The 18,136-nt window shown below is 40.2% G+C and carries 12 protein-coding genes; 9 read left to right on the top strand and 3 right to left on the bottom strand.

What is annotated here, in order from left to right:
• Window positions 1-210: 210 nt before the first annotated feature.
• On the top strand, window positions 211-2,760 hold the full coding sequence (locus ABJN95_RS05690; protein WP_348369148.1) for an ATP-dependent Clp protease ATP-binding subunit: 2,550 nt from the start codon (window positions 211-213) through the stop codon (window positions 2,758-2,760).
• 200 nt (window positions 2,761-2,960) lie between these two features.
• Entirely contained in the window at window positions 2,961-3,362 is a 402-nt protein-coding gene (locus ABJN95_RS05685; RefSeq protein ID WP_348369146.1) for an STAS/SEC14 domain-containing protein, read from the top strand.
• A gap of 87 nt (window positions 3,363-3,449) precedes the next feature.
• Here ABJN95_RS05685 and ABJN95_RS05680 read toward each other — a convergent pair whose 3' ends face one another.
• On the bottom strand, window positions 3,450-4,994 hold the full coding sequence (locus tag ABJN95_RS05680) for an NAD(P)H-hydrate dehydratase (protein ID WP_348369145.1): 1,545 nt from the start codon (window positions 4,992-4,994) through the stop codon (window positions 3,450-3,452).
• A 306-nt stretch (window positions 4,995-5,300) separates the two neighbouring features.
• Here ABJN95_RS05680 and thrA point away from each other — a divergent pair, with 306 nt between their 5' ends.
• The 3 genes from thrA to thrC all read left to right on the top strand — a co-directional run bounded on the left by thrA (window position 5,301) and on the right by thrC (window position 10,097).
• Complete coding sequence (gene thrA / locus ABJN95_RS05675) at window positions 5,301-7,745, top strand: bifunctional aspartate kinase/homoserine dehydrogenase I (protein WP_348369143.1); 2,445 nt, start codon at window positions 5,301-5,303, stop codon at window positions 7,743-7,745.
• Window positions 7,746-7,877: 132 nt separating this feature from the next.
• Window positions 7,878-8,801 carry a homoserine kinase gene (locus tag ABJN95_RS05670; RefSeq protein ID WP_348369141.1) on the top strand — a complete coding sequence of 308 codons (924 nt, stop codon included), beginning with the start codon at window positions 7,878-7,880 and terminating at the stop codon, window positions 8,799-8,801.
• Window positions 8,802-10,097 (top strand): threonine synthase, encoded by a 1,296-nt coding sequence (thrC, locus tag ABJN95_RS05665; protein WP_348369139.1) that lies wholly within the window; start codon window positions 8,802-8,804, stop codon window positions 10,095-10,097. It begins immediately after the preceding gene.
• Here the strand turns inward: thrC and ABJN95_RS05660 are convergent.
• Entirely contained in the window at window positions 10,094-11,710 is a 1,617-nt protein-coding gene (locus ABJN95_RS05660) for an aminopeptidase P N-terminal domain-containing protein (RefSeq protein ID WP_348369137.1), read from the bottom strand. The two genes, thrC and ABJN95_RS05660, sit on opposite strands and share 4 nt — an antisense overlap.
• A 134-nt stretch (window positions 11,711-11,844) precedes the next feature.
• On the opposite strand from ABJN95_RS05660, the gene gcvT reads away from it, so the two are divergent.
• From gcvT to ABJN95_RS05640, 4 genes are all read left to right on the top strand, one after another.
• Window positions 11,845-12,930, top strand: a complete 1,086-nt coding sequence (gene gcvT, locus ABJN95_RS05655) for a glycine cleavage system aminomethyltransferase GcvT (protein WP_348369135.1) — start codon at window positions 11,845-11,847, stop codon at window positions 12,928-12,930.
• A 6-nt stretch (window positions 12,931-12,936) separates the two neighbouring features.
• Window positions 12,937-13,785: a sugar nucleotide-binding protein gene (locus ABJN95_RS05650; protein WP_348369133.1), complete on the top strand. Its 849-nt coding sequence runs from the start codon at window positions 12,937-12,939 to the stop codon at window positions 13,783-13,785.
• Window positions 13,786-13,856: 71 nt separating this feature from the next.
• Entirely contained in the window at window positions 13,857-14,144 is a 288-nt protein-coding gene (locus ABJN95_RS05645) for a 4a-hydroxytetrahydrobiopterin dehydratase (protein WP_348369131.1), read from the top strand.
• Window positions 14,145-14,254: 110 nt separating this feature from the next.
• Entirely contained in the window at window positions 14,255-14,965 is a 711-nt protein-coding gene (locus ABJN95_RS05640) for a YebC/PmpR family DNA-binding transcriptional regulator (RefSeq protein ID WP_348369129.1), read from the top strand.
• Between the two features lie 71 nt (window positions 14,966-15,036).
• Here the strand turns inward: ABJN95_RS05640 and ABJN95_RS05635 are convergent.
• Window positions 15,037-18,136, bottom strand: a 3,100-nt coding sequence (locus ABJN95_RS05635) for a DUF5018 domain-containing protein (RefSeq protein WP_348369127.1), incomplete at its 5' end; no start/stop codon positions are given.

Raw genomic sequence — 18,136 nt, 5'->3', positions numbered from 1 at the left:
AAAATCGATGCCTTCAAAGCATACATCAAAACCTTTCTTCAACAATTTATTAACACTTTTTGCGTTGTGATTAGTTGACAATTACAATGTTAATTATTTTGTAATTAGCACCTTTTTTCGTCATTTCGAACAACTTTATCGAATTGAGGTATAGTATTTGCCTTAGATTGCCTGAGATTTATTAATTTTAATGCTGATACGCAGAATTATATGGACGATAATTTTTCCCCAAGAGTAAAAGATGTAATTGCTTATAGCAAAGAGGAGGCGCTAAGGCTCGGTCACGACTTCATAGGTACCGAACACTTAATGCTTGGTTTGCTGCGTGATGGAAATGGAAAGGCAATTAGCATTCTCGATGCCCTCGATGTTGACTTAGATCATTTGCGACGTAAGGTCGAAATTCTCAGTCCTTCGAATCCAAACCAAAGTGGGGTACAAAAAGACAAAAAAAACCTGCACCTCACCAGGCAAGCAGAACGCGCTTTAAAAACTACTTTTTTAGAGGCCAAACTGTTTCAAAGTTCTTCGATCAATACAGCGCATTTACTACTCTGTATTTTGAGAAACGAGAACGATCCTACCACCAAATTACTTCACAAACTAAAAGTGGATTACGATGGCGTAAAGGAACAGTTCAAGTTTATGATCACAAGTGATGATGATATTGTAGATGCACCCACTTCAGAATCTTTCCCAAGTGACAATGATGATGCGAACGAAGGAAAAGAAGGAACTTTTGGAGCCACTTCGAGTCAAAAGGGAAACAAGAAATCAAAAACTCCGGTTCTTGACAATTTCGGACGTGACCTTACGGCTCTAGCCGAAGAGAACAAACTTGACCCCGTTGTTGGTCGCGAAAAGGAAATTGAGCGAGTTTCTCAAATTTTAAGTAGAAGAAAGAAAAACAATCCTTTGTTAATAGGTGAGCCAGGAGTTGGCAAAAGCGCAATAGCTGAAGGACTTGCACTTCGAATTATCAATAAGAAAGTATCTCGAATACTTTATGGTAAGCGTGTTGTTACCTTAGACCTTGCTTCTCTGGTAGCGGGCACTAAATACCGTGGTCAATTCGAAGAACGCATGAAAGCGGTCATGAACGAATTGGAAAAGAATGACGATGTCATTCTCTTTATTGATGAAATACATACCATTGTAGGCGCCGGTGGGGCTACTGGAAGTTTAGATGCTTCCAATATGTTCAAACCCGCATTGGCCAGAGGTGAAATTCAATGTATTGGTGCAACCACACTTGACGAGTACAGACAATACATTGAAAAAGATGGTGCCCTAGAGCGTCGTTTTCAGAAAGTAATTGTTGAGCCCACCTCCGTGGAGGAAACCATCGAAATACTGGAGAACATTAAGGGAAAATACGAAGATCATCATAATGTCCACTATACAGACGAGGCCATTGTTGCCTGTGTAAAGTTGACGAATAGATATATGACCGATAGGTTTTTGCCAGACAAGGCCATTGATGCCCTTGATGAAGCAGGTTCGCGGGTACATATTGTAAATATGGATGTGCCCAAACAAATCGTTGAGCTTGAAAAACAGCTTGAAGATGTTCGTGAATTAAAGAACAGTGTCGTCAAAAAGCAGAAATACGAGGAGGCTGCAAAGCTTCGTGATGATGAAAAACGTCTGGAGAAAGAATTGGCCGTTGCCCAAGAGAAGTGGGAAGACGATAGTAAACTGCATAAAGAAACCGTAAGCGAAGATAATGTGGCGGATGTTGTTTCTATGATGAGCGGAATTCCGGTCAATCGAATTGCTCAAACAGAGAGTAATAAATTGGCTGAATTGCCTGATTTGATCAAAGCCAACGTTATCGGTCAAGACGAGGCGGTAGCTAAGGTTGCCAAAGCGATCCAACGCAATAGAGCAGGATTAAAAGATCCTAACAAACCTATTGGTTCATTCATCTTCTTGGGCCAAACCGGTGTTGGTAAAACACAGTTAGCCAAAGTACTTGCAAAAGAGTTGTTTGACTCGGAAGATGCACTGATCAGAATTGACATGAGCGAATACATGGAGAAATTTGCCATTTCACGATTGGTAGGTGCACCTCCAGGGTATGTAGGTTATGAAGAAGGCGGACAGCTTACCGAAAAGGTGCGTCGCAAACCCTATTCTGTCATCCTTTTAGATGAAGTTGAAAAGGCACATCCTGATGTGTTCAATATGTTACTTCAAGTCTTAGATGATGGTTATTTGACCGATAGTCTTGGAAGAAAAATTGATTTTAGGAACACGATTATCATTATGACATCTAATATTGGCGCACGCCAGTTGAAAGATTTCGGACAAGGCGTAGGCTTTGGCACTGCGGCGAAAAAATCGCAAGCAGACGCGCATCAAAAAGGTGTTATCGAAAACGCTTTGAAAAAAGCCTTTGCTCCTGAATTCTTGAATAGAATTGATGACGTAATCGTATTTAATCCGCTAGAAAGAGCAGATATTCATCAAATTATCGATATCGAGCTTGCGAAGTTATTTGCAAGAATTAAAGACATCGGTTATGATTTAAATCTCACGGAAGCAGCCAAAGATTATATTGCCGAAAAAGGCTTTGATAAGCAATATGGAGCTAGACCCTTAAAACGAGCCATTCAAAAGTATATCGAAGATTCACTAGCTGAGGAAATAGTAAACTCGAAGCTAGAAGAAGGCGATAGTATTTTTATGGATTTAGACAAAAAGAAAGATGAGCTTACCATAAAGATTAAGAAAGCAAAGAAATCTTCCAAAGCTTAGTATAGGCAATAATATAGTACACAAGGAGTCATAAAATGGCTCCTTTTTTTATACCCAATCAGTACGGAAGTAAGAAATAAAACAAACTAATCTGCAGTAATAAGCAGTATGAACGATATTTGGGCTATTGGTCTATTATTTTTCCCAAAAGAGGTTGGTAACTCTACTTTCGTGTAAGACACACTATAATACGAATTGAAATGAAGTTAGGACAATCAAAAAAGACCGTTGTTGTCAGGGAATACCAGTTGGAAGTTGGAAAGATACAGGTCTTTGAAAACTACATGGTATCCGTTTTTGAAGACGGGGCTACGCTTACGCTTGAAAGAGCATACCAAATTTTAGGAATTGCAGAAATACACTTTAGAGATAAAGATTTTGGGTATATAAGCCTGCGCAAAAACTCCTATGCAATTGACCCAACTGTCTATACCTATTTAAGAGGACTTGATAATTTAAAAGCTTTCGCAATTGTTTCGGTGAAGGAGATTGACATGCACAATTTTAAAATCGAGAAACTTTTTTATAAGAAGCCAATGAAGTTTTTTATTCAATATGAAAATGCTCTGGCCTGGGTAAAACGAAGGGTAAAAGGAAAATAACAAGGTTGTGAATGGCGAACAACATCAAGCCCCAAGATTAGAAATCTTGGGGCTTTTTTTAGTATTTGACTCACTTCTTGATGTCTTTCACGCCGTTTCTTCCTCTTGTGCGGTTGCTTGTGGCTCTGGCATCTTAAACAAATCAATAAACGCCTTACCAATGCCACCTACAATATCGGAAGCTGTCAATGCCTGATACGCTGTTTCTTCAACAGCAATGTCACCAGCCTTCCCGTGAAGATAAACTCCAAAAATGGCAGCTTTTAAAGGTGCATAACCCTGAGCAATTAATCCTGTGATAATACCAGTAAGTGCGTCGCCACTCCCGGCCGTTGCCATACCCGGATTTCCGGTTGTGTTAATATAACCTTTATCATCATATACGGTAATCGAATGCGCACCTTTTATAACAACAATGCAATTGTATTTTTTCGAAAAAGTTTTGGTTTTCTTCAGTTTATCAAAATCATCTTTCCATTTTCCTATCAAACGCTCCAATTCTTTTGGGTGGGGTGTGAGAATGGTCTGCGATGGTAATTTCTTTAAAAGGTCTTTATTTTTTCCCAAGATGTTCACTCCATCTGCATCTATTACCAAGGGTTTTTGATTTTTCTCAAGAAAATCAGAAAATGCCTTGGTGGTATTGTCATGTGTTCCTAAGCCCACACCTATTCCAATAACCGACGGAACCATCTCAAAATCTATGCTGGAAATCACCTCCTCCCCCTCAGTCAAAACCATGGCTTCGGGCAGAGCAGTTTGTAATGGAACATATCCACAGTCTGGAACATATGCCGTTACCAGTCCGGCTCCAGACTTTAGGCAGGCTTTTGAAGCTAAAATCACCGCGCCTATTTTTCCCTTACTTCCACCAACCACCATAGCGTGCCCGTAGGTACCCTTGTGCGAATATTTTTTTCGAGGGATGTAAAACGGCAGCACATCATGTTTCCCTATTAAATCATAGGCCGTTTCGGTAGTCATCAAATATTCAGGATCTAGTCCGATATCCAAGACTTCCCATTGATCTATATAGCTTCCTGTATCAGGAAGAAAAAAAACCAACTTCGGCGTTTGAAAACTGAGCACAAAATTCGCTTTGATAATCGCGTTTTCATCTGAAGGCGCTCTATCTGTAAACAAGCCCGATGGAATATCAACCGAAAGAATAAACGCTTCGGTTTTGTGTAGATGCCCCATAAGATTTACAACCCAAGGATCAGGAGATCGATTCAGTCCTATTCCGAAAATGGCATCAACAATAATATCATCTTTTCCAATAGTGGGAAGTGGGGAGTCAGCATCTAAAAACTCAGGCCAAATTTTCCGGTCTTTTAATCGCTCTAGATTGATAAGAAAATCTTTGGATCTCGTCTTACTATAGTTCACTACATACACCGCAATGTCGTATCCGTGTTCTTGCAAATGCCTAGCCAACGCAATGCCATCTCCACCATTGTTTCCTATTCCGCAGAACAAATGAATCTTAACAGGAGCACCCTGCATTCGGGTGTGAATCCAGTTAAAAATCTGAACAGCAGCACGTTCCATTAGTATATCGCTTGAAATTTGCTGTTTTGCAATAGTAAATTTATCGGCAGCATATATTTGTTCTCCACTAAAAAGTTTCATGGTATTTTTCTTGCGTTTTGATTAGCAATTAAAGCTGAAATCTAATAATTAATAATCGAATATCGATTTTGCTAGCGAATCCGTAAAAATGCAACGGAAGATTTGATTGAGAAGTCAAAAATACTACATTTACCACTCTATTAGGCTTATGCTTTATACTATATCAGACATAGCGTTAAATTTTTCTAGCACAAATGGCTTTATCTTCACTACTGCCACTACAACCCCTTTGGGGTAATTTGCTATATTCTCATCCGTTCCGCCTTTTTAGGCCCTTTTCAAAAAATCCATTTCTAATTCAATGACATGCAAGTCTTAAAATTCGGCGGCACTTCTGTAGCCAACTCCCAAAATATAACTTTAGTAAAGAATATCGTTGCGAACAGTGATTCTGATAAGACCATAGTCGTTGTTTCAGCCTTAGGAGGTATTACTGATACGTTGCTACATGCCGCGCATCTTGCTGCAAAACAAGATAGTGCGTACAAGACCGTAGTAAAAAAAATCGAATCGCGCCACTTGGAAACCATAAAAAGTCTGATTGCGATACAGGCACAAAGCGAGGTGCTAAGTAAAACCAAAAGTGAATTAAATACACTTGAAGATTTATTGGAAGGCGCTTTTTTAATCGGGGAGATTACAGCCCAGCTATCAGACAAAATTGTCAGTTATGGGGAAATGCTTGCCTCATACATCATCAGTGTGTTTTTCCAACAGCAACAGCTTGATGCGGTACATGTAGATAGCCGAGAACTCATTATCACCAACGAAATAAATGGCAAAGCCACGGTGAACTTCGACATTACAAATACGAATTGCCAAACGTTTTTTTCCAACACCGCACATAAGGTTATCGTAGCTGCGGGTTTCATCGCCTCCTCCGAGAATGGAAACCCTACTACCCTAGGCCGCGGTGGATCAGATTATACTGCTGCCATCATTGCAGCTGCGATCAATGCGGAAACCTTGCAGATTTGGACGGATGTCAGCGGCATGTATACCGCTAATCCGAAGCTGGTAAAACAAGCTAAGGCGATACCGCATATTTCATACGAAGAGGCAATGGAATTATCTCATTTTGGAGCAAAGGTTTTATATCCACCAACCATTCAACCTGTATTGGCCAAAGGAATTTCTATCTTAATTAAAAATACTTTTAATCCTGAAGATGCAGGAACCTTAATAACTAAAAATCAGAACGATCAAGGGAAGACGGTACGTGGCATCAGTCATGTCGAAAACATTGCACTTCTATCATTAGAAGGCCCTGGAATGGTTGGTATACCAGGAATCTCAAAACGTTTTTTCGAAGTTCTTTCACAGGCTGAAATAAGCGTAGTTTTGATTACACAAGCTTCTTCAGAACATTCGATCTGTGTTGGCATCTCCGAAGATGATATTGACAAAGCGGTTCAAATTGTGAACACCGCATTCGAGTATGAAGTAGATCGTGGCAAGATAAAACCCGTAATCGCTGAGAAAAATCTGGCCATTATAGCACTTGTAGGTGACAATATGAAAAGTCACCAAGGACTCAGCGGTAAGATGTTTAGTACCCTCGGCAAGAATAATGTCAATATTCGAGTAATTGCCCAAGGAGCGTCAGAACGCAACATATCGGCCGTTATCAAAAAAGAGGATGTAAAGAAGGCCCTAAATGCCCTACATGAGGAGTTTTTTGAGGAAAACATTAAGCAGCTCAATTTATTTGTAATGGGCGTTGGTAATGTAGGTGCTAAATTTCTAAACCAGGTTGACCAACAAAAGAAATATCTAAACGAAAATTTAAAACTCAATATTCGTATCATTGGTTTATCGAATTCAAAGAAAATGGTCTTTGCCGAAGATGGAATTCCTCTTAAGGAATGGAAAGCTAACTTGGCTACAGGGGAAAAAGCCAATTCAGATCGCTTCTTTGAAAAAGTAAACCAGCTCAATTACCGCAACAGTATTTTTGTTGACAATACGGCTAGTGCAGAAGTGGCTGCCTCTTACAATTCTTATTTAGGTAATAGTATTGCAGTGGTAACCTGCAACAAGATTGCATGTTCTTCGGCATATTCGAACTACCAAGAATTAAAGAATTTAGCAAGAACCTATAACGCACCGTTTCTATTTGAAACTAATGTTGGAGCCGGTTTACCCATTATCGACACCTTAAAACATTTAATCGCCTCAGGAGACAAAATTTTAAAAATTCAAGCGGTATTATCAGGTAGCTTAAACTTCGTTTTTAACAATTTTAACGATGAGCTGAGCTTTCATGAGGTAGTGAAACAAGCCCAGGAACAGGGCTACACTGAACCAGACCCAAAAATTGATTTGAGTGGGGTTGACGTGATGCGAAAAATTTTGATATTAGCTCGTGAAAGTGGCAATCAATTGGAAATCAGTGACATTGAAAATAAGTCATTCCTTCCACAGGAAAGTTTGGATACCGATAACAATGATGACTTCTTTAGCTCGCTTGTAAAATACGAGTCTGATTTTCAACAATTGTATAGCGATGCTGTTGCCAAAAGCAGTAAATTGAAGTACGTAGCCCAATTTGAGAAAGGTAATGCAAGTGTAGGTTTACAAGAGATACCAAAAGGGCATGACTTTTACAATCTTGAGGGAAGTGACAACATTGTATTGTTTTATACCGAACGCTACCCCGATCAACCCATGATCATAAAAGGTGCCGGTGCAGGAGCGGATGTAACCGCTTCGGGTATCTTTGCAGATATTATTAGAATAGGGAATTTTTAAGGAGAAAAATTGATAATAACATCATTGTGATGCAGATCGCAAACGGGAGAAGCAATCGGTAACTTAACAACAGCTATTCAACAGATTGCTTTGTCTCAATGAGTTTATCTCAAAGACGATGAAATTGTACATATGAACGAAATCAAAATATTTTGCCCCGCCACTATTGCCAACGTCTCTTGTGGGTTCGATGTGCTTGGTGTTGCCTTAGACGCTGTTGGAGATGAAATGACCGTACGAAAGACACCAGAAAAAGGTATTCGAATCACAAAATTAGAGGGACAAGATTTACCCACGGCAACACTCAAAAACGTTGCTGGAGTAGCCGGTTTGGCGCTTTTAGAAAAGAGTGACTACGACGGTGGGTTCGAAATGGAAATCTACAAAAAGATAAAAGCAGGTAGCGGAATCGGTAGTAGCGCTGCAAGTTCCGCAGGAGCCGTTTGGGCCATGAACGAATTGCTAGGCAAGCCCTTTACAACTCAAGAATTGGTAAAATTCGCTATGGAAGGTGAGCGTCTAGCAAGTGGCGTGGCCCATGCTGACAATGTGGCCCCTGCCCTATTTGGCGGTTTCACTTTGGTACGTAGTTGCGCTCCTTTAGATATTATTCCTATACCCAGCCCTAGAGAATTATATGCAACCATTATTCATCCTCAGATTGAAGTGAAGACCTCAGATTCGCGCAAAATATTGAAAACAAACATCACCTTAAAAGAAGGTATTCAACAATGGGGTAATGTTGGTGGATTAGTTGCTGGGCTTTTCACAGACGATTATGAGCTTATCGGTCGCTCCTTGGTCGACCATATTGTTGAACCTATTCGTTCTATATTGATCCCGGCATTCGACAAGGTCAAATCAAAAGCAGTTGCGTCAGGCGCATTAGGATGTGGAATTTCAGGTTCCGGCCCATCGATTTTTGCATTTAGTAAAGGCGAGGAAATAGCAGAGAAAGTTGCACAAGCTATGAGAGAAGTATATCAAAACATAGGAATCGATTATGAAATTCATGTTTCAAAAATAAATCCTTTAGGAATTAAGATTTTAGAGTAAATGAACTATTACAGTCTCCATAAACAGGCGCCGGAAGTATCTTTTAAAAACGCTGTAATTAAAGGAATAGCACCCGATAAAGGGTTGTACTTCCCAAAGCGTATTACCCCCCTACCCGATTCTTTTTTTGAGGGAATTGAAGATTTATCAAACCAAGAGATCGCGTTCAATGCGATTCATCAATTCGTAAGTGAAGAAATTCCCAATGAAAAATTGCGGGAAATTTTGGCGCATGTGCTCGACTTTGAATTTCCTGTGGTTAAAATAGAGGAAAATGTTGCCACCTTAGAATTGTTCCATGGCCCGACCATGGCATTTAAGGATGTTGGTGCCCGTTTTATGGCAAATTGCCTTGGGTATTTTTCCGAAGGCGAATCGAAAGAAGTTACCGTTTTAGTAGCCACTTCAGGAGATACCGGTGGCGCTGTAGCCAATGGATTCTTGGGCGTTAAGGGAGTAAAAGTGGTAATCCTCTACCCCAGCGGAAAAGTGAGCGATATTCAAGAGCGCCAACTCACAACCCTAGGGCAAAACATTTCAGCACTTCAAGTAGATGGCACCTTTGACGATTGTCAAAAAATGGTGAAGAACGCCTTCCTAGACGAAGAACTGCAAAGCCATATTCAATTAACTTCGGCAAATTCTATCAACGTCGCGCGCTGGTTGCCCCAATTATTCTATTTCCTATTTGCATACAAACAGGTAAAACCTCAAGGAAAGCAAATCGTTTTTTCGGTGCCCAGCGGTAACTTCGGAAACATCTGTGCTGGTATGGTTGCTCAAAAACTAGGAATGCCCGTAACGCATTTTGTTGCGGCTACGAATGTTAATGATACGGTTCCAGAATTCATGAAAACCGGTGAATACAATCCAAAACCGTCAACGGCTACCATTTCAAATGCTATGGATGTTGGCGATCCGAGTAACTTTATTCGAATACGACATTTATTTAACAATGACTTTGAAACCCTGTCGAAAAATCTATCTTCATACACCTACTCTGACGCTGAAACCAGAGAAGCCATGAAGCTTATTTACAGCGATTCGAACTACATTGCCGACCCGCATGGCGCTGTTGGCTATTTGGGATTGAAGAAATACCAAGAGTCGCACCCTGAAACCTATGGCATTTTCTTGGAAACGGCGCATCCTGTGAAGTTTCTAGATGTTGTTGAAGAAACAATACCTGAAAAATTGGAGATTCCTCCTCAGATTCAAAAGGTGTTGCTGAAAGAGAAAAAATCCACCCCTATTAAAACATATCAGGAATTAAAGCAATTTTTGCTTGATTCTTAATCTAATGACGGTAAGCTAAAGTCATCTAAAGGACTGGGTTGTTTCATCATCGCCTCAATGGCTTCAGTTGTTCTGGGAGCCATATCGGAAAGATTTACTGGCCCGTTGTCGGTGATCAAAATATCGTCTTCGATTCGCACCGCAATACCCCACCATTTTTTGTCGCAGTCACTTCCTTCAGGAATATAGATTCCGGGTTCTACAGTAATTACCGTATTCGCCTTGAAAGGCCCATAGGTACCCTTATCGTGTACATCTAAACCTAAATAATGACTTGTTCCATGCGGAAAATAAGTTCTAGCTTCTGCCGTATTCTTGATAATGCCTAAGGCCATTAAGCCTTCGGCAACCACTTTGCTGGAGGCTTCTCCAGGTGCTCTAAAGGGTGCTCCGACAACACTGGCCTTTATCCCCGCTTCTTGGGCGTTGTATACGATATCATAAATTTGTTTTTGCTCTGGCGTAAATTTACCATTAGCTGGAATAGTACGGGTAACATCTGCAGTATAACCATGATACTCCGCACCTAAATCCATCAACACCAAATCATTCCCCACTTTGGTTTTGTTATTTTCGATGTAATGTAGAATACAACCATTGTTTCCGCCTCCAACAATAGAAGGATATCCTTCATACTCCGCTCCATATTTTTTATATACATACTCATGAACGCCCTGAATCTCAGTTTCCGACATGTTCGGATGCATTGCTTTCATAACCTCATTCTGTCCGACTGCTGAAATCTCAACCGCCTTTTTCAAGAGCAGCATCTCTTCCTCCGATTTAGTCTCTCGTAAAGTGCTCATAATTTCAGAAATTAAATTAGAGTCAAGGTTATTGGCTTCCAATTTAAGAGATACTTTTTCTTTAATATCACTTAGCAATCCATCGTCCTTGGTTTTGACAAAATTCTGTAGTAACTCGTCATCTTTCAATTCATCGTAGTAGTCGAGATATCGACCAACGGTGGTAACCACATTGGCTCTATTCTCATCGTCAGCAGAGTTTATCATGCTGTACAATTGCTGCTTTGTGGCGTTATAATCCGAAGGGTAATTGGTTTTTTCCTTGAAATTTCTAATCAGGTCAAAAAGGTCGGCATCTCCTCTTTTATTTCTGTAGTCATTTTTAAAATCGAAGAAAGTGACCTTGTCAAAAGATGTAAAATCAACGGGTATATCTGCAAACTCATTACCGTTAAATGCCATTTCAAAACCGAGCTCTTTCATGGCCCCTTCAGTTCCTAATCGTTTGCCATTCCATTGCTCCGCTTTAGGATCGCGTTCCTGAACATAAAGCATTTCATTGTATTTCTTACCCGAAGGGTCAACTTGATCTTCTGAAAAAACCAGCAACACCGCATTGGGTTCTTTATAACCCGTTAAATAATAAAAATCAGGATCTTGATGGTAAATATAGTCTACATCATTGGCGCGATTTCGTTCGGCATTTGCAAAATATACAGCAACGCTGTTCGATGGCAGCATTTGTCTAACTGCTTGCCTTCTGTCTTTGTGAAAATCAGCAGATAGAAAATCGGTAGGTGTACCTTGGCCACTCAGTGGCACTGTTATCAGCATCAAAACCGTAAAAATCAAAATCTTTCGTAACATAGGAATGTATTAAAAGTGAAAAATAGTTCTTTTTGGGGAACATCGTAGAAAATAAAGTCATAAAAATTATTCAAACTCTAAGCGACTTTTTGGGAAATTAATTCAATAAATTTGCTCATCTAAAATGAGACAGGATGAAAAATACTGCCCTTACAAAAACCCATGAGGCCTTAGGTGCAAAAATAGTTCCCTTTGCTGGCTATAATATGCCCGTATCGTACGAAGGTGTAAATGCGGAGCATGAAACCGTGCGAAATGGCGTGGGGGTCTTTGATGTTTCCCATATGGGGGAGTTCTTAATTGGCGGTCCAAATGCTTTGGATCTAATTCAAAAAGTCACCTCTAACGATGCAAGTAAATTGACCATTGGCAAAGCACAATATAGTTGTTTACCAAATGAAACTGGAGGTATTGTAGATGACCTCATCGTTTATAGGGTTAAAGAGGAACAATATCTATTGGTAGTGAACGCTTCAAATATTGAAAAAGATTGGAATCATATTTCAAAATACAATAGCGAATTCAAGGCGGATATGCGTGATATTTCGGAAAATTATTCCCTTTTGGCTATTCAGGGGCCTAAAGCCGTTGAAGCCATGCAAAGTTTGACTTCCGAGGATTTGTCAGCGATCAAGTTCTATAATTTCGTGGTGGGAGATTTCGCGGGAATTGAACATGTTATCATCTCAGCCACAGGTTATACGGGTTCAGGTGGTTTCGAAATCTATTGTAAAAACGAAGAAGTACAACAGGTATGGGACAAGGTTTTAGAAGCCGGAGCTGACTTGGGTATCAAACCCATAGGTCTAGCGGCTAGAGATACTTTGCGTTTGGAAATGGGATATTGCCTCTATGGCAATGATATCAACGATGAAACTTCGCCGTTTGAAGCCGGTTTGAGCTGGATTACCAAGTTCACCAAAGATTTTGTTAATTGTGAATCGCTTGCCAAAGAAAAAGCGCATGGTCCGGAGCGAAAATTGATAGCCTTTGAATTGGATGAGCGGGGAATTCCTAGACACGATTACGATATCGTAGACGGACAGGGAAAAAAGATCGGTATCGTAACCTCAGGTACGATGTCTCCATCTATGGGCAAAGGTATTGGACTGGGTTATGTTCCCATTATCTTCTCAGAAGTGGGAAGCAAGATTCAAATTCAGATTCGTAAAAAAGCAGTGCCAGCAACAGTTGTAAAACTTCCTTTTTATAAAGCTTAGGACTGCATGAGTAAAAAAGGGGGGAAGCACTATGACAGTGGAAAAAAAATACTTATCCTAGGAGGAAGCGGATTTATTGGAAACGCAATCTATAAGGAGCTTTGCAATTATTTTGATACCTATGGAACATACTATACTGCTAGAAAGTCTTTTGAAAAAAACCAGCAATTTTTTAGGTATGATATGACCGAAGATGACATTTTTCCTTTATTGGAAAAAATTCAACCTCGTATCATTGTATCAGCAGTTCGTGGAAATTTTGCGGCTCAGATTCAAGCGCATCAGCACATTGCGGAATATCTGGCTCAGCACGATTGTACCTTGTATTTTATTTCTTCGGCAAACGTATTTGATGCCTACAGTAAATATCCTTCCTACGAGAACGACAAAACACTTTCGGAAAGTGTCTATGGTAGATTGAAAATTCGAATAGAGAATATGCTATTGCGCCTTCCGAAAGAAAAAACAGCAATTTTAAGAGTTCCCATGGTTTTCGGAAATGGTTCTCCCCGAATCAAGGAAATCAAAAAATTTATACTAGAAAATGAACCGGTTGAAGTATTTCCTAACCTCATTTTGAATGTGACCAACGATGATAAATTGACACAGCAAGTTCACTATCTCATCAATAGAAATAAAACCGGAATCTTTCATTTAGGAAGTAAGGATTTGGTACATCATGAAGATTTTATAAAGGAAGTTGTGGAACGCATTGGCAGTTTCAATCCTATTTATAAACGGGTATTTACCACGAATGAGGATAGATATCTGGCCGTACTCCCCAAAGACCACAAACTTCCCAAAAACCTACAAATGAGTTACCAGGAGATCATTGACCACCATATTTTGAGTTAATGTTTGAAAAACCTTAATTTAAAGCAAAATAAATGTTCCCTACTTCGCGGGGATAAAACGAATATATACCGATGGAAAAATTATCAGATCAACAAATACATGAATATTTAGGAAAACTAGATGGTTGGGAATATGTAGACGGTGCCATTGAAACTTCTTTTGAGTTTGCAAATTTCAAAGAAGCCTTTGCAACAATGACCAGAATTGCATTTGAGTGCGAAGTTCAAGGACATCACCCCGATTGGAGCAATGTATATAAAAATTTGCATATTAGATTAAACACGCATGACGCTGGTGGCGTTACCGAAAAGGATTTCAAATTGGCACATACCATTGAAGAAATAATTGAAGGAGAATAGAAGATTTCAACTACAAATTCAAAAAAGAAACGAAAACTCAAGCTGTAATGCTAGGGTATTTGGGTTTGTATTTGATTTTAGTAATTTTGATTTATAGTTAAAATAAACCTATGGGAAGAGCTTTTGAATTTAGAAAAGCACGAAAAATGAAACGTTGGTCGGCTATGTCTAAGGCCTTTACACGTATTGGCAAAGATATTGTCATTGCTGTAAAAGAAGGAGGACCTGACCCAGATTCCAATTCACGTCTTCGCGCTGTAATTCAGAACGCGAAATCGGTTAACATGCCCAAAGACAATATCGAGCGGGCGATCAAAAGAGCCAGTGATAAAAGTCAGGGTGATTATAAAGAGGTTCTTTTTGAAGGCTATGCGCCTCATGGCATTGCCATCCTTATCGAAACTGCAACAGATAACAACACCCGTACCGTGGCCAATGTACGAAGTTATTTTAATAAATGTAACGGCAACCTTGGCACTTCAGGTTCTGTAGAATTTATGTTCGACCATACCTGTAATTTTAGAATTCCGGCAGAGGGCATAGACCCCGAAGAACTGGAGTTCGAAATGATCGATTTCGGGGCCGAAGAAGTTTTTGTTGATGACGACGGAATTTTGATCTACGCGCCCTTTGAGAGTTTCGGAGCCATTCAAAAAGAACTGGAAAACCGTGAGATAGCCATTCTTTCTTCAGGTTTTGAACGCATCCCGCAAGTCACCAAGCAACTTTCCGAAGCGGAAGCTGCCGATGTGGAAAAATTACTAGAAAAGATTGAAGAAGACGATGATGTGCAGAATGTATATCATACGATGCAGGAATGAGGTGTTAGAAAAAAATTAAAAAAGCCTCGTGAATTCACGAGGCTTTTTTAATATATCTAAGCAAAAATGAGTTATTTTTTAATAAGCAACCGTTTTTGAAATTGCTCCCCTGAACTGCTCGTAATCTTCACGAAATAAACTCCATCAGGATACTCAAGAAGTTCAAGTGGCCTTCCTAAACGATCTATCATACCACCATTAATCGTTTGAACCAACTTTCCTGTCACATCAAAAACTTGAATTGTAGCGACTTGTATTGGCTGGTCAAAAACTAGGTTGGTTTCTATTGAAGATGGATTAGGGACTAACGATAAATCATTCAAGGTTTTGGCATCTCCAAAACTTCTAGCCGTTGTACCACCTTGTTGAGATATATTTACATTATCAAACACATAACTCTCGGTAAAATAACTAACCTGAGACTCAACCAAAATCTGAAGCGTATTTCCGCTGATATTAGAAACGTTAAAAGTCTGAGGGTCAATATTACCTTGTAGTTGTCCAAAATCTATTGGTGTTCCACCGTCAATTACATAAGAAACCTTGATGTAATCTGACGGTTCTTTATTGTCGTCCATATCATCAATATCTATGGTTATCGAAACCACACTACCATTTAAATTTATTACTTCTGAACTCCAAACTCCAAAGGCGCCCGTTCCACTTGGCCTGTTGAGACCATCATGAGTTCTAAAAACCCCGTTAGTCACGTGGAACTGACCGTTGGTAACAGTAGAGCTCCAAGCAGTATCGCCATTATCAACGATGGTACCGTTCGCAAGATCATCGAAATCCTCCAACCATGGCAAATCATTACCCCCTGATATTGGAGAATAGGTAGCGGTTATCGTAGTATTCGATGCTCCTAGGATAATGGTGGTGCTCGGACTATTAACATCAGTTATGCCTCCTACATCTCCTGTCCATTCAGAAAACTCCTCACCAGGAGCTGCAGCATCAGCAAAAATACCTACAACCTCACCAGCTTCGTAAGATCCATCTCCTGTACCATTATTAACAATCAAGTCATAGGTCATTGTACCCCCCATATCTAGAATCATAGATCTAGTTCCTCTTGTTGGAAAATCGGTACCGCTAAGGCCACCATTAGTCACTATCAAAGTATTGCCAAAAACCTTAGCCGCTGGAGCAAATAACTGTTCAGGCAGTTTACATAGTTCTGACCATTCATCCAGCACGGGGTCATATACGGTAACCGTATCGTAAAATGGCCCAGGCCACTGTTTACCACCGGCTATTAGTATTTTTCCATCATAAACATCTGTACCGGGTTCAAAATGCGAACGTGGGTAGGGCAGATCAGCTACACTTGACCAAGTATCAGTTACAGGGTTGTAGGCATGAACCAATGTCTGATCTTGAGGTGCTGTATCGTGTCCGATTTGTCCTCCTATCGCATATAGTAAACCATTCACATTTGCACCACTCAAATGATTTCTTGGAATCGGCATGTCAGCCGCCGTAGTCCATCCATTTCCTTGAGCAGCAAGATCAAGTACAAAATGATCACCAACATCTGTAGTTCGATCGGCAAGTAAGCCTCCGAAAAAATGTATTTTGTTATCGTTAAGAACTGCAGCTCCTGCCGCTCGAGCACCTGGTAAATCAGGACCTGCAGACCAAGTGTCTGTCAACGTATGATAAATTTGGACTTTTGTAGTCGCCAAGCCGGGCCAATTTGCCCCTAAAAAACCGCCTAATAACCATACGTCAGTACCCACAACAACAAGTCCCATATGATTACCGGGAAAAGGAATAGGTGTTCCTAAGCTCCAAGTGTCTGTTGGCACATGATATATTTCCGTTTCCGGTCCAAATGCGAAGGTACTTGTGAAGCCACTAAACACGTATAAATTATCACCTACTTTAGCACTTTGACTTTCAGTACGTGCGAAACTAGAACTTGCTAAATTGGTCCAACACGTATTGCTACTTTTAATTACAGAAAAATTGAAATCTATCGACTCAACCAAAGACTCATTATAATTCATTCCGCTATAGGCATTTACGGTCAAAGTATAATCACCAACTGCGAACCTTTGAGGAAGGTAATCATTACCAACTGTATTAAAAACGGTAAGCGGTTCAGAATTTTCAAATGTGAACTTTCCTATCGGACCAGAAAGTGAAAATGTCAGGCTATTAACTTCAGGGGAAGTTATGATTGCTCTAATATTTAAATCTAAAGTAGGTAATACATCTGCATCAAGTATTTGACCATCAACTAGTGGACCAATTTCCGTATCTGTAATTGCATTTATTAAAACTAAATCGACAGAATCATTACCTATTATAATATCTGTTGTAACCGTCCATTGCTGAGGAGTTCCATCTTCAGCCGTAACAGTATAAACTACTGGATTGCTGAAGTCTTGAGAGGCACCCGATGCCGGGTTTACCGTGGCACCGTCAGAAATAGTAACTGTTGGTGATAGATTTGTCAAATCGGTTCCTTCAGCGAATTCAACACTTACCGTATGTGCGGTTGCATTGATCACACTACTGCCTATTTGCCCAGCTATAGTAAAGTCAAGTATATCATTGGAAGTACTTAGCACGGCTTCATCGGTAATGGTAACAACCCAATCTTGCATTGTGATACCATCTTCAGCCGTAACTGTATAAATTACTGGATTGCTGAAGTCTTGAGATACTCCCGATAAGGGACTTACCGCGGCACCACTAGAGACCGTAACCGCAGGTGAAACATCGGTCAAATCACTTCCCGAAGGAAGCTCAGCACTAACCGTATGTGCAGTAGCATCGATTACACTACTGCCTATTTGGCCTGCTACCGTAAAATCAACAATATCATTCGCGATATTCAAGACGGGCTGCACACTAAAGTCATCGAAGCTAGCCGTAAATTGCGTCCCTCCTCTGTGGGTGGCATAAACTCCCCCAAAGTTCATGTTCGTACCATCAATAGACCTACCGATAAAATAATTAGCAGGTACAGGCAAAGTACCTAATAATGTTCTCGCAGAACCCCCGATTGTATGATAGGCAGTCACTGTAAGATTGATCGGATCTAAAACAAGCTCTAGAACAACATCTTGACCCGAAGCTCCCAAGGCGAGTTGTATTTGGTTAGCAGCCGTTGAGGCCCCAGCTGATTCTACACGCAGCTCTATGTTGTTGTTGTTATTC

Source organism: Maribacter sp. (assembly GCF_039974175.1).
Classification (GTDB): Bacteria; Bacteroidota; Bacteroidia; order Flavobacteriales; family Flavobacteriaceae; genus Maribacter_C.
This window is presented reverse-complemented; position numbering and strand designations above follow the sequence as displayed.